The organism is Aurantivibrio infirmus (assembly GCF_054767315.1).
This window is the reverse complement of sequence record NZ_BAAFSK010000001.1, coordinates 247,492-261,466: the sequence shown is the minus strand read 5'-3', so window position 1 is coordinate 261,466 and position 13,975 is coordinate 247,492. Positions and strand designations below refer to the sequence as shown.

Below are 13,975 nucleotides of genomic sequence, written 5' to 3'. Positions count from 1 at the left end.
CTTGACCGACTAGGGTCGAATGGTGCCATCGCCAATAACAATCCACTTTTGAATAGTAAGTCCTTCCAAACCAACGGGACCACGCACATGAATCCTATTCGTCGAAATACCAATCTCTGCACCGAGGCCGTATTCAAAGCCGTCGGCAAATTGGGTAGAGGCATTAACCATCACAGAACTAGAATCAACTTCCTTCAGGAAACGCTGAGATTTAGCTAGATCGTTGGTCATGATTGAATCGGTATGCTGCGAACCATAAGTATTAATATGATCGATTGCCTCATCAATCCCAGGAAGAATACGAACCGACAAGATAGGGCCAAGGTATTCGGTGCCCCAGTCCTCTTCCGTCGCCGGTTTAACATTTGCAATTAAGGAGCAGGTTTTTGCGCAACCTCTTAGCTCTACGCCGTGCTCCAAGTAAGCTTCTGCCAATCTTGGCAACACATCTTTCGCCACGTCCTCTGCAACGAGTAAGGTTTCCATAGCGCCACAAACACCGTAGCGTCGCGTCTTCGCATTCAAAGCGACGTCAAATGCCTTATTTAAATCGGCATCCGAATCGATATACACATGGCAGATTCCATCGAGATGTTTAATCACCGGTACTGTTGCATTATTCGCAATTCTTTCGATAAGACTTTTACCACCACGAGGAACGATCACATCAACGAATTTATCCATGGTAATCAGCTCGCCAACCGCCTCGCGATCTCGGGTATTCACTACCTGAACGACGGTATCGGGAAGATTTGCCGCCACTAAACCATTTTTAATACAGGCGGCAATGGCCTGATTGGAATGCATTGCCTCACTGCCGCCACGAAGGATGGTGGCGTTCCCAGACTTCAAGCAGAGACTGGCAGCATCGATTGTTACATTCGGCCTAGATTCATAAATAATGCCGATAACGCCTAAGGCGACTCGCATTTTGCCGACTTGTATACCACTGGGGCGATTCGCCATATCGGTAATCTCACCGCAAGGGTCGGGCAAACCGGCTACCTGTAACAGGCCTTCAATCATGCCGTCTATACGCGCCGGGGTGAGTTCAAGGCGATCCAGCAATGCGTCATCCAGGCCATTTGCTTTACCTGCATCCATATCAAGCTTATTTGCATCAGCAATCGCTTGGCGAGACGCATTCAGAGCATCTGCGGTTGCGGTTAATGCAAGGTTTTTAGTGCCGGTGCCTGCCGCCGCAATCACTTTCGCCGCAGCGCGAGCATTTTGACCTAACTCGGCCATATATTCTTTTGTCGTCGTCATTCAAATCACATAATTCGTTACAGAAAATCAATATCAAGGATAGAGAGGACAATCTAGCTAAGGCCTTGATTTCGCTTCAGATCACCAGACAAAAGTGCCTGACCATCGAAGCCGCGCATTATATCGGTTTTGTGGGAATAAAGCGCCGCAAGACTCGCTAATCAAGTCGCATTTGTGAGCGCCGGCGCGGCCATTGAGATTTTGATCTCAAGCTTCAGCCAAGAGACGGATTTGCTCAGCCAAAAAATCCAGTCGCTGGATCGAATTATCGATCTGCATAGCAGTCATTTTTACCGGGGTAGATAGGGGCAGCAGTTGCGCTAACTGCGAGCTCAATTGGCCAGCGGTGCTTGGCTCAGGTAGGTCCATCTCGGCGAGAGCCGGATGGCGCTTCAATTCTTCCAACAAGTTTTGCAAACCGTCGTGATCCGCAGGGATCGGCTCAGGCCCATCAGCCTTTAATTCTTTTATCGTACCCATCATCAGCTGATCTGATTCAATCTCCTGGTCTATCACCTCAAAAACTCTTTTGCCACACACTTTGATACCGAGCAGTTGGTTCGATTGCTGATACCAATCAACGATTTCAACCTCTACACCAAAAGGATAGATCGACGGCGCCTTCCCGACCTCCGCCCCTTCTTTGATCGTCACCAAACCAAAACTTTCTTCGCGTTTTAATTGCCGAGCAATCATATTTAAATATCGTGGCTCGAAGATCTGCAACGCCATGGTGACCCCAGGAAACAGCGAAGTACCTAGAGGAAACAGGGGTAAACGTCGAGCCTGTGCATTGCCGTCGTTGATGAATTTTTTTGTTTTTGCTTCAGCTTTCATTCAGGTACCGGGGATTAATCTAGGGGCACGATTGAGCGATTACTTTATACCAATGAGGTACAACTATCATGAAAAAGCACTTACAGAAAATGACTGCGACAAAGAAAGCGTTTCTCACTATGGCATTAGTTGCTGGCACATCTAGTGCGTTTGCGGGTCCTCACCGCCATACCGACTTTGCCAGAGTGACGGACGTGCAACCCATCTATAAAACAGTTTCTCACCGCGTTCCAGTTGAACAGTGCCGGATTGAACGGGTAAAAACTAACAACCACCACAGCCGTCGCCACGCCGCAGCGGGCACCATTATAGGTACCGTAATTGGCGCTAATATTGGGAACGAAGTCAGCCATAACCGACGTGTTGGGACAGTTGCCGGGGCAATTATCGGCGCCTCGATCGGCAATGACATTGCCCGCAAGCACGATAGGCGCCACCACAGAGGTGATTATCATGATGTTGAACGCTGCGAAACTCGCTACGAATCACGGTCCGAAGAAAAATTGGTGGGCTATCGGGTGCGCTACAATTATCACGGTGGGGAGTACCACACCAGAATGGATCGGCATCCCGGTCGACGAATCAAAGTAGTCGTTTCAGTAAAACCTGTATGAGGATGCGATCGATTATTAGTTTAGATTTGTACTAAGTTTATAGCGGGTACAGTAAACTACGCAGATAATACTTCCAGGACATTGTTTACTGTACCTTGCTTTACTCTACTTTCACTTCAAAAGTAGATGACAAACTTGAACTAGGATTTTGCCATGTATTTTCGATTCCAAAAATTCATCTCAACCATAGTCCTTATTATGGTTGTTTGCAGCTTTTCGAATATCTCTTCTGCGAAAAGCTATGAGATAGGTGAAAATAATTTTCGGAATGGGCAGATCCAGCTCGCACAGTTATCAATAAAACAAAAACAGAAAAAAACAATTAGCAAAGCCGAAGCAGCAGAGATCGCTCAGAAACGCCACGGTGGAAAAGTGCTGAGTGTCGATACAAAAAAGACCGAGTCAGGCGTCCAGTATCGCGTCAAGCTTTTACTCGATAATGGACGCATTCGGACGGTCACAATAAAAGGCTAGGTGCACTTTACCGAAACAATTTCACAAGGAATCTAAAACCATGCGATTACTAATTGTCGAAGACGAAATTAGCTTGCGTGATCAGTTAGAGAATTATTTACGAAGCTTAGATTTTACGATTGATTCTGGGTCTGATGGCGAAGAAGGGTTTTATTTGGGTTCCGAATATGACTACGACCTGGCGATTATTGATTTAGGTCTACCAAAAATGGATGGCATAAGCCTAATAAAAAAACTGCGCGCCGCAGATAAGAAATTTCCCATTTTAATTTTGACGGCGCGCGGAAACTGGCAAGACAAAGTTGAGGGCTTAGAATCAGGCGCCGACGATTATTTAGTTAAACCATTTCATAATGAAGAGTTACGCGCACGAATTAACGCGCTGGTACGCAGATCATCGGGCCATGCGAGCCCAATCTTTGAATTTGGCAAATTAAGCATCGACACTATCGCCAAGAAAGTAATTGTCGACAATAAAACCTTAGAGCTGACTAGCTACGAATACAACACGCTGGAGTACCTAGCACATCACGCCGGTAAAGTAATCTCAAAAACCGAACTTACCGAACATTTATACGATCAGGATTTTGATCGAGACAGCAATGTAATCGAGGTTTTTGTTGGGCGCCTTAGAAAAAAAATCGACCCTGATGGATCTTTGAAACCGATTTCAACTGTTCGCGGCCAAGGTTATCGCTTTACATTGGAAGCGCAAAATTAAATCATGCCTCGCTCTCTAGCCGCACGTTTTTTTGTCGCTTCGTTATTAATTCTGCCGATTTTGATGGGAGCGAGTGTTTACATGCTCAACCTCGCCTTCAAGCGCAGTTTACTAGCGGGTATTGAAGAGCGTTTGGCAACACAGGCTTTGTTGGTGCTTGCGGTAACTGAAGTGACTGAAAACGGTTTAGAAATGCCCGCTACGCTCCCCGAGCCGAGACTAAACCAAAGCAACTCTGGACTCTACGCGTACATTTATTCCGACGACTTCTCCAAGCAATGGCAATCGCCTTCTACCCTTCTACTCGATGAAAGTAAGTTGTTTTTTGAGAAAAATCCCGTTATCCCCAACAGCTCCCAATTCATTTCGGAATATTCGAGTGATGCTTCTTTATTTAAATACAATTTTGATTTTGCATGGGAGATAGATGAAAACGATGAAAGACTTTATCGTTTAACAATATTTTTCGATCAAGCGCCTTTCCTGGCTGAACTTAACAGTTACCGCAACCAGCTATGGCGCTGGCTTGGCTTAATTGGCATTCTTATAGTAATTTCCCAAGCGTTGATTTTACGTTGGGGTCTACGACCACTAAAAATACTTGCCAAAGATTTAAAGGATGTTGAATCGGGAAAAGCAACAGCACTCGAAGGTGTTTACCCAAACGAAATCCAAGCGGTCACCAATAATCTCAATACCGTATTAAACAGCGAAAGGAATCAGCGCGAGCGTTACCGCAACACCCTTGATGATTTGGCGCACAGCCTAAAGACCCCCCTCGCAGTGATTCAAAGCAGCTTACAACAAGGCTCGGATAAAGAACTCGTCGCAGAACAAGTCGATAGAATGAATAAAATTGTCGGCCACCAACTGAAACGCGCTGTTATTAAACATTCAAACCAGCTCGGCGAAAAGATAAACATTTTAGTAATTGCGAGCAGAATCATTACCACCTTGCAAAAGGTATACAAAGATAAAAATATTTCTGCGAGCGTAGACGTAGAAACTGGCATTACATTCCGCGCCGACGAACAAGACTTGTTTGAACTTTTTGGAAATATTTTTGAGAATGCTTTTAAATACTGTAAACGACAAATTCAAATCCATATTTTTTCAAACGACTCGTTTTTAATGATTGAGGTTTCGGATGATGGCGAAGGTGTACCAGAGAGTAAGCGAGAAATGATCTTGCAACGCGGTGCGCGTGCTGACACTGCCGCCAAGGGTCAAGGAATAGGCTTAACCGTCGCAATTGAGATCATCAGTAGCTACCAAGGAAGCTTAAGCATTTCCGAATCAACACTTGGTGGTGCAACGTTCACAATTCAATTGCCGTTAAATTAAATCGTTTCCGTAACTTCCGATTAAACACTTAGTCTTTTTTTGGCAAAGGCGAAAAAAACCCAAGCCGCCGCCCTACCTTGTAGTCTGAATATGGATCGCCGCTTTCAGTCTCTTCATCAAAACGATGCACGATATTAATTATTTTTTGCCGCAACCATTGATGCACTCCTGAAGCTTCTACACGCCGATGACTCGCTAATACGTAATGAATATACATATCTTCTCCAACGGGCAATTGAATGCTGGTTATGCCGACACCCAATTGTGGATGCCGAGTAATAAATGGCGGTCCATACAATACGCAGTTAGTGCGCTTAACGACTTCGATGGCAGTAAACATATGAGAAGTTTCAAATACGACTTCCGCAAACTTTTGTGCTGTATTTGCCGGGCTATCGCGCTGACCAAAATCAACTTCATCAAGATCAGGGATATACAAACGCACTTGCGGATACGTTGTTACTAATTCACGCATATCCTCCATTGAGAAAACATCTTTTCGCTGAGTTAGAAGAGGATGTCCCTGACGCATCAGTAAAACGGGAGGTAAGTTGGCGATGGGGTCTAAGGTGTAGTCTTGGCCGTAATTCGCATATTTAACATGAATTGCCAAATCCAAATGGCCGCTAGCTAATTGCTCCAACTGGTGCTCAATTCGACTAATTGCGATGAGGCGAAGATGGGGCGCCTCTTCTTGGAGTTCTTCCAGCAAAACCGGTAGTACCGCCATCCCTATATATTCGGGAACGGAAATTTTCAATTCACCTTGGAATGTCCAAGGATCGAATTCTTTGGCTGATACAAGCCCTTGAACACCCTGCAACACTTCCGTGAGTTTCTTTTGCAACTCTTTCGCTTTCGGCGTCGGCACCATGCCATGGGAACTTCGCGTAAATAAGGGATCATCAAACAACTCTCGCAAACGACCCAGCGTCTTACTCATCGCTGATTGCGTGATAAACAGTCGTTCAGCTGACTTGGATACATTGCATTCCTCAATCAGCACCTGCAAAGCAACCAATAAATTCAAATCAATTCGAGAAAGTTGGCGCGTATCCATAACGATTTCCAGATCATGAATCTAAATCATCAATAATATCAAATTGTCGACCAACAGGACTAACAGTTTATTACTCAAAAAAGCCCTAAAATCAGCACGTTATCGCTGACAAAGCTCAACACTAGAAAACTACTGCTCCAGAAAAACATCTACAGCTCAACAAAATCAAAGATATGAATGAAATTCATCAAGAAGATGACTCCATCCCATTTGAAACATAACAGCGATACGCCTATCCTTTGTGCAAGTTACACATTTAGCCAGATTGGCAAAGAGGAATATCATGTTATTAGCAACCTTTGGAGTTTACCTCGCAATACTCGCGGTAGTCGCCTGGGAAGATTTACGATTAGGTCAATACGAGTTCACACTCAAAGCCTAAGTTTATTACCCCCCGAGATTAAGTCAGTTATCTCATATATTTACACTTCTAGCTTATTTCGCCCGTCACCTTGACGGGCTTTTTTTTGCGCTCAATCGCCCCTAAGTGACAATGTGCAAACTTTTTAGGGAAAATTTCCGACATCAAAACTAAGAATTCATGACTTCAGGAACCCAACTATCAGCCCTCATTTTCAAGGAGAGCGCTTCTTTATACGATATGAATACTATTCATATTTAAAATGATTTAACTCCATTTGAAACATATCAGACCAATCCCTATAGTTACCCCATTCACGCGATTCACACGAAGGAGATACGCCATGATGATCACAGCCGCTTTTGGAATTTACTTTGCTTTGCTAGGCGTTATTGCTTACGAAGATTTGAATATTGGAACAGGCGAGACAGGACTCAAAGCCTAAGATTTTCCCTCCGAGGTTGAGCTTTCAACCTCTTTTCCTAAGCTTCTAGCTTACACTTCGCCCGTCAACCTAGACGGGCTTTTTTTATTTCGAAACCGAGTCGCAAGATTTTAATAAACTTGCCTAGTTAAAAGGCTGGCGTAGAACAATTGTCTCCACGCGATCTGGGCCCGTAGAAATTATATCGATGGGGACTCCAACCAAAGCTTCAAGTCGCTTGATGTAAGCCAATGCTTCTTCCGGCAAGTCTTCGACGCGCTGCACACCAACAGTTGAGGTATCCCAACCCTTAAGCTCTTCATATTGAGGAACGACTTCTGCCCAGCCTTCAGCGTCGAAGGGCATTGGAACTGATTCGCCATTTTTATTTTTATAACTCGTGCAAATGCTAACTGACTTCAGGCCATCCAATACATCAAGCTTGGTAAGACATAATCCAGAAATTGAATTAATTTGGATTGCGTAACGAACTGCGACAGCATCGAACCAACCACAACGACGCTCTCGACCCGTAGTTGCTCCAAATTCATGTCCTTTCGTGCCCAGGTGCTTACCGATCTCGCAACTTAATTCTGTCGGAAAAGGGCCGGAACCAACTCGAGTTGTATAGGCTTTGGTAATTCCAAGTACGTAATCTAAATAAAGAGGTCCAACACCAGAGCCAGTAGCGGTGCCACCTGCCGTAGTATTTGAGGAAGTTACAAAGGGGTAGGTGCCGTGATCAATATCTAACAACGAACCCTGAGCACCTTCGAACATGATGTTTTCACCACGAAGCCTAGCTGCATGTAGAGTATCAACGACATCGGTGATTAGCGGTATTAACTGTTCGCCCCAAGCCAAGGATTGCTCAAGAACAGACTCATAATTAATCGCCTCTACCTTGTAATAATTGGTGAGCATGAAATTATGAAAGTCGATAACTTCTTTTAATTTTTTGGCGAAGCGATCTTTATGTAGTAAATCACCAAGACGCAAACCACGCCGTGCGGCTTTGTCTTCGTAGGCAGGACCAATACCTCTCCCTGTGGTACCAATTTTTTTACTGCCTAACGCCAACTCTCTCGCTTGATCTAATGCGACATGGTAAGGAAGAATTAAAGGGCAGGCTGGAGATAACCTTAAGCGTTCTCGAACGGGAATATCCTTGGCTTCAAGTTCAGCTATCTCCTTCAGTAACGCTTCAGGGGACAGGACTACGCCATTGCCAATCAAACAAGTGACATTCTCACGTAAGATACCGGAGGGGATAAGATGTAAAACTGTTTTTTTGCCATCGATTACGAGGGTGTGTCCAGCGTTATGACCGCCTTGAAATCGAACTACCCATTCGACTTGGTCTGTTAACAGATCAACAACTTTACCCTTTCCTTCGTCACCCCATTGGGTGCCTAATACAACGACATTCTTACCCATGCTTGCGCAGCTCTCTTTGCCATGGACTTAAACCATGATTTGGTTGATAAATTTTAATGGAAAATATTTTATGCGTTTTCGAGTTTATAAAGGCCAATCAACAACTTTGTATTCGCCCTTAATGTTTTCTAAACGTCTGTCGCAATTTATTTCTTGACGAAAAACTTCCTCGTTTTCAAAACCATTCACAACGATCTCGCCTTGTTGTCGCAATCGTTGTACCGCTTGCCACTGTTTGCTGTCTTCCGAAAACGGCGCGTAAATTCCAGGCTTCGCCACAGTATCGTTATCAATATTTTCATTGGTCAACAATTGATTTAATGCCGTAACGTCAACATGAAAACCTGTAGCGGGGCGCGACCGACCAAATACATTGCCGACGTGATCATACCGACCACCCACAGCCAATGCGCGACCAAAGTTGGGCGCGAAAGCTGCGAATACCAGCCCGGTGTGATAATCAAAACTATGTAATTCGCTAAGACCAAAATATATTTGCGCCTCAGGAAAACGCTGAGCGATCTCTTGTGCCATTCGCTCTAACTCTTCAATTGCAGCCAACACGGCTTTTGGTGCCGAATGTAATTTCTCTCGCGCACTCGCTAAGGCTAAGTAATCGCCGTCTAACTTTGGCAGGGTACAAATTATCTCCCCTATATTTTTGTCCGCGATATTTGCGTTGACCCAAGTTTTTGTTTCTGCAAAGGCTTTGCGTCGCAAGAGATCAAACAGTTCTTCTTGCTGGGCTTCCGATAATTTTGACTCAGTGATAATTGCGCGATAAATGCCTACATGGCCAATCTCAAACGCCGCTTTCTGTAAGCCAGACACACGCAATGATTCTAATAATAGGGAAACAACTTCGATATCTGCGCCTAGGCCTTCTTCGCCATAGAGTTCAACGCCAGATACGATGGGGGTTCGCGTCGCGAGAGGAGCTTTAGGTTTGGTATACAAAACGTGGCCCGCATAGCAAAGCCGATTCACACCTTGTAACTTCAAACTATGTGCGTCCATGCGTGCGGTCTGCGGCGTTATGTCCGCACGAATACCCAAAGTTCTGCCAGACAATTGATCAGTGACTTTGAAAGTCAAAAGATCCAAGTCTCGCCCCAATCCCGTCAATAATGAATCGGTGAATTCCACCAACGGCGGGATGACGAATTTGTATCCCCAACTTGAATATAAATTTAGCAACTCTCGACGCAAGTTCTCGATTTGTTGAGCTTGTTCAGGAAGGATTTCTTCAACACCATCGGGAAGCAACCAACGGTCGGCGGAAGTCATGAGGCACTCTCTAACTTAAGTTGATCAAGGGGTTTTCGAAACATGATTAGACTAGAGATATTTTCAGTGAATTAAATATAACAATGCGAGACCCGCTAGCATCGAGACCAGGCCCATTACACGTAATTTGGCGTCATCCATCGTGGCTAGCACAGCCACTAACTGCCGCCAACGACCAGGGTATAAAAATGGCAATATACCTTCCAATACTAATAGCAAACAAAACGCAGTTAAAAAATTCTCCCACATCTGCCGCTCTCTTCTATTGAGTCGCTATACCCCGAGCAAGGAGTTAACAAGCCACAAAATCAGCGAATCGGTGACACAAAAAAACCGGGTTGGAAACCTGTAGGTCTTTGAATTCGCGCTCAACTCGCAAAAAAAGGTCGCGGTCGAGACCAAATTCAAAATCCAACAAGCTTCTATAAGCCCGGTTAACGCATTCTATCACTATTCGACGGACAAGAAACCTTTGATTGCCCCCTCACTCCCTCGAAAACACTAAGCCATTGAAAATACGAGAAAACTAAAATTTGGCCGGCATGCTCAAGGTATTTATTTGATATTCGAACACACCGCCAACTTGTACTCTGCTCTGTTATTTCTCTCCGCCAGAATCTTTCAAATATCTAAAGAAATCACTATCGGGATCAACCAGTAATACGTCACTGCGAGAATTAAAGGTGTTTCGATAAGCCTGGAGGCTTCTGACGAAAGAATAGAATTCAGGGTCTTTGTTGTATGCATTAGCATAAATCGCCGCCGCTAAAGCATCGCCTTCACCGCTGATTTGCTCCGAGTCACGATAGGCTTCAGCTGCAATCACTGTTTCTTGCCTATCGGCATCGGCACGAATCACTTCCGCTTGCTCCTTACCTTTCGAACGATGCTCTCTAGCTTCCTGTTCTCGTTCAGCCGTCATTCGGGTAAATACGGAACTACTCACTTCTTCAGGGAGATCGATACGCTTCACACGAACATCAACAATATCTATACCCAAAGATTCCTGGCTAAATTTACTGACTTCAGTGATCAAAGCTTGCATCAATTCTTCTCGCTCACCACTTACGACCTCTTGTAGCGTTCGCTCGCCAAACTCATTCCTCAAGCCTTCATTGATTGGACGAGAAATCGCCTGATCTGCACTGGCCTCATCGCCATTGGTAGCAGTGTAAAATTTGCTAACGTCAGAAATTTTCCACTTCGCGTAGTAGTCAACAATCATCCCCTTTTTTTCTACCGTCAAAAATCGCTGAGCTTGTGTCCGAGAAGTGAGTACGCGTCCATCAAATTTTCTAACTTCGTTAACCACCGGCCATTTCCAATGAAGTCCAGGCGCAATGTCAGCGACCGATACTCGACCAAATTCCAACATTACTGCTTTCTCATATTCTTTAACGATGTAGAGAGAATTCGCAGCTAACAAAATGGCTGCGCCGACCAAAACTAAAACCGCTATAAGCTTTCCATTCATGTTTAACGAGCCTCTCTTCTGCGCGATGATGAGGAATTTGACTCCAGGCGCTGCAAATCACTTACACGCTGGCTAACTTCCCGAATTACATCATCTGAAATAACTTGCGACACCGGCGCAGGGCCTTGATTTTGCTGGACCATTTTGTCCAAAGGTAAATACAACAGATTATTCCCACCTTCGACATCAATCATTATTTTTGAACTTTTTGCCATCACATCTTGTACCGCTTCTAAATACAAACGTTCACGTGTAACTTGCGGCGCTTTTTCATATTCAGTTAACAAGTCTTCAAAACGTTTTGCTTCACCTTCGGCTCGAGATACAACTTGTTGTTTGTAGCCATTTGCTTCTTCAATAACCCGTTGAGCACGCCCTCTCGCTTCTGGAATAATACCGTTCGCATAAGCTTGCGCTAAATTCTTTTCCCGTTCTTCATCTTCACGTGCGCGGTTAACATCATCAAAGGCGCTTTGTACTTCATTGGGAGGTGTGGTCTCTTCGACATTGACGGCGCGGATTAAAATGCCGGCCCCGTAATCATTCAGGTAATCCTGTAATAAATCGGTAATTTGTGTAGCGATTAAGCTTCTCCCCTCGGTGAGCACCTCATGCATTTCTGTCGACCCAACAACATGTCGCAAGGCACTATCCGTTGCTTCTTCTAAGCTCAAGCCGGGGTCGCGTAGATTTAAAACAAAATCCTTCGCATTGCTAATACTCCACTGCACGGACAAATCCGCTTCAACGATATTTAAATCGCCCGTCAACATCGATCTGTCTTGAACATTATGGAATCGAACACGTGTGACATTAATTGGATATACGGTATCGATTAACGGAGGCGCCCAATTGAAACCAGGGTTTAAGGTTCGATGATAAACGCCAAGTCGCAACACTACCCCGCGCTCTTGTTCGTTTATTATTTGGATACCCGAAGATATATAGATAACTGCGAGGACAACAGCAACGATACCGAAAGCTGAACCAGATAGGCCGCCACCAGAACCACTTTTACCACCGGATCCACCGCCACTGCCAAATACGCCGTTAAATTTCTGACGTATCTTTTTCAGAACCTCGTCCAAATCAGGAGGACCATCATTATTGTTATTACCACGGTTACCGCCGCCCCAGGGATCTTTATCACCGCCACCGGGTTCATTCCAAGCCATAATAGTCTCCAAAATTCCGAATCAATTGCCACATTCAAGGCAAGGTTTTTAAATGAATAATTTTAATTATTCGTTTTTATATTTTCGCAACTAGTTTCATTAGAAAGTAGAGCACAAGATCACGATGCCCAATATTAAAAACAGTTAATATTATCATCGAAGCTTATCTAGATGCTTCAGAGGTTTTACTTTCATTCGAGCGCCAATCTAATTCGTCCCAGTTTAGATTGCTAGCACTTAGCAACTGCATGAATTCCGTTTTCGCCAAGCGTAAGTCGATATCACTAGATCCGTCGTCCAAATAACTCTCGCTAACAACCGCATTTTGCTCGTATAGCTTTGCGCGCAACCTAGCACGATTTGCCGGCAAGTGCAGCCTTTCTTCCAATATATCGGTCGCCAACAATTCTGACACAGCCGTCATCAAATGCTCGACTCCCAAGCCGTCTTTCGCAGACAACCAGACCGCCTGCGGCACGCCCTCAGCATCGCGTTCAATTCGAGGCTTTTGATCCTCGATCTGATCAATTTTATTAAAAATCTTGAGCGTTAAACGCTCGTCCGCACCGATTTCTTTGAGCACGCTTTCAACATGATGGATATTTTCTGAAGGATTTTCAGCCGCTGAATCGACGATATGCAATAGCAGATCAGCATTCGACACCTCTTCGAGCGTCGCTCGAAAAGCTTCCACTAAGCGATGAGGAAGGTGAGAAATAAAGCCAACCGTATCAGCTAAAACTATCGGGCCAATATCGGGAAATTCAACCCGGCGCATAGTTGGATCCAGTGTCGCGAACAATTGATTTTCCGCATACACATTCGCTTTAGTCATCAAATTAAATAAGGTCGATTTACCGGCATTGGTATAACCAACCAACGAAACCGTAGGGATGGCTGCACGCTCTCGAGAGCGTCGGCCTTGTTGGCGCTGCTTTCTGACTTTTTCAAGGCGCGCCTCTATAGAGCGAATTCGAATTCTCAGCAAGCGTCGATCAGTTTCGAGCTGGGTTTCACCCGGACCACGTAATCCGATGCCGCCTTTTTGCCGCTCCAGGTGAGTCCAGCCGCGAATTAATCGAGTAGATATGTGTCGCAGCTGCGCCAACTCAACTTGTAACTTACCTTCATGGGTTCGCGCGCGTTGCGCAAAGATATCGAGAATCAAACCGACTCGATCAAGAACTCGACACTCAATGACTTTTTCAAGATTACGTTCTTGGCTTGGCGACAATACGTGATTAAAAATCACCACTTTCGCTTGATGCAATACAACCAATTCTCGGAGTTCTTCAAGCTTGCCGCTACCGATAAAGTATTTTGGATGCGGCGCTACCCGATTACCTCGCAAAAAGGCAACAGGATCCCCTTGGGCTGAAAGCACCAACTCTTCAAATTCCCGGGGATCTTCCGGATTATCGTAACGACTTATATCAAGGTGAACTAGAACAGTAGCTTCACCGGATTCAGGGCGATCAAAAAACAAACAGGATTCTCA

General features: G+C 44.9%; 13 protein-coding genes. 4 read left to right on the top strand and 9 right to left on the bottom strand.

Translation table 11 applies throughout. The features are described 5' to 3' along the window. Positions 1 to 9: 9 nt before the first annotated feature. Positions 10 to 1,269 (bottom strand): glutamate-5-semialdehyde dehydrogenase, encoded by a 1,260-nt coding sequence (locus ACYUCY_RS01110; RefSeq protein WP_460224593.1) that lies wholly within the window; start codon positions 1,267 to 1,269, stop codon positions 10 to 12. Between the two features lie 207 nt (positions 1,270 to 1,476). Next, positions 1,477 to 2,106 (bottom strand): LON peptidase substrate-binding domain-containing protein, encoded by a 630-nt coding sequence (locus tag ACYUCY_RS01105; RefSeq protein ID WP_460224592.1) that lies wholly within the window; start codon positions 2,104 to 2,106, stop codon positions 1,477 to 1,479. Between the two features lie 68 nt (positions 2,107 to 2,174). Between ACYUCY_RS01105 and ACYUCY_RS01100 the strand changes: the two genes are divergently transcribed. From ACYUCY_RS01100 to ACYUCY_RS01085, 4 genes are all read left to right on the top strand, one after another. Further along, on the top strand, positions 2,175 to 2,720 hold the full coding sequence (locus ACYUCY_RS01100; protein WP_460224591.1) for a glycine zipper 2TM domain-containing protein: 546 nt from the start codon (positions 2,175 to 2,177) through the stop codon (positions 2,718 to 2,720). 153 nt (positions 2,721 to 2,873) lie between these two features. Next, complete coding sequence (locus ACYUCY_RS01095; protein WP_460224590.1) at positions 2,874 to 3,194, top strand: PepSY domain-containing protein; 321 nt, start codon at positions 2,874 to 2,876, stop codon at positions 3,192 to 3,194. Between the two features lie 40 nt (positions 3,195 to 3,234). Beyond that, positions 3,235 to 3,915 (top strand): response regulator transcription factor, encoded by a 681-nt coding sequence (locus tag ACYUCY_RS01090; protein WP_460224589.1) that lies wholly within the window; start codon positions 3,235 to 3,237, stop codon positions 3,913 to 3,915. 3 nt (positions 3,916 to 3,918) lie between these two features. Then, positions 3,919 to 5,259, top strand: coding sequence for an ATP-binding protein (locus ACYUCY_RS01085; RefSeq protein ID WP_460224588.1), 1,341 nt, complete (start codon positions 3,919 to 3,921; stop codon positions 5,257 to 5,259). 28 nt (positions 5,260 to 5,287) lie between these two features. On the opposite strand, the gene ACYUCY_RS01080 is transcribed toward ACYUCY_RS01085, so the two are convergent. The 7 genes from ACYUCY_RS01080 to hflX all read right to left on the bottom strand — a co-directional run bounded on the left by ACYUCY_RS01080 (position 5,288) and on the right by hflX (position 13,963). After that, entirely contained in the window at positions 5,288 to 6,319 is a 1,032-nt protein-coding gene (locus ACYUCY_RS01080; protein ID WP_460224587.1) for a LysR family transcriptional regulator, read from the bottom strand. A 929-nt stretch (positions 6,320 to 7,248) separates the two neighbouring features. Beyond that, positions 7,249 to 8,541, bottom strand: a complete 1,293-nt coding sequence (locus ACYUCY_RS01075; RefSeq protein WP_460224586.1) for an adenylosuccinate synthase — start codon at positions 8,539 to 8,541, stop codon at positions 7,249 to 7,251. Positions 8,542 to 8,625: 84 nt separating this feature from the next. Then, positions 8,626 to 9,828: an ATP phosphoribosyltransferase regulatory subunit gene (locus tag ACYUCY_RS01070; protein WP_460224585.1), complete on the bottom strand. Its 1,203-nt coding sequence runs from the start codon at positions 9,826 to 9,828 to the stop codon at positions 8,626 to 8,628. A 63-nt stretch (positions 9,829 to 9,891) separates the two neighbouring features. Next, complete coding sequence (locus ACYUCY_RS01065) at positions 9,892 to 10,077, bottom strand: DUF2065 domain-containing protein (RefSeq protein WP_460224584.1); 186 nt, start codon at positions 10,075 to 10,077, stop codon at positions 9,892 to 9,894. A 349-nt stretch (positions 10,078 to 10,426) separates the two neighbouring features. Continuing rightward, positions 10,427 to 11,302: a protease modulator HflC gene (gene hflC, locus ACYUCY_RS01060; RefSeq protein ID WP_460224583.1), complete on the bottom strand. Its 876-nt coding sequence runs from the start codon at positions 11,300 to 11,302 to the stop codon at positions 10,427 to 10,429. 2 nt (positions 11,303 to 11,304) lie between these two features. Then, entirely contained in the window at positions 11,305 to 12,477 is a 1,173-nt protein-coding gene (hflK, locus tag ACYUCY_RS01055; protein WP_460224582.1) for an FtsH protease activity modulator HflK, read from the bottom strand. 163 nt (positions 12,478 to 12,640) lie between these two features. Beyond that, positions 12,641 to 13,963: a ribosome rescue GTPase HflX gene (hflX, locus tag ACYUCY_RS01050; protein ID WP_460224581.1), complete on the bottom strand. Its 1,323-nt coding sequence runs from the start codon at positions 13,961 to 13,963 to the stop codon at positions 12,641 to 12,643. Positions 13,964 to 13,975: the final 12 nt, after the last annotated feature.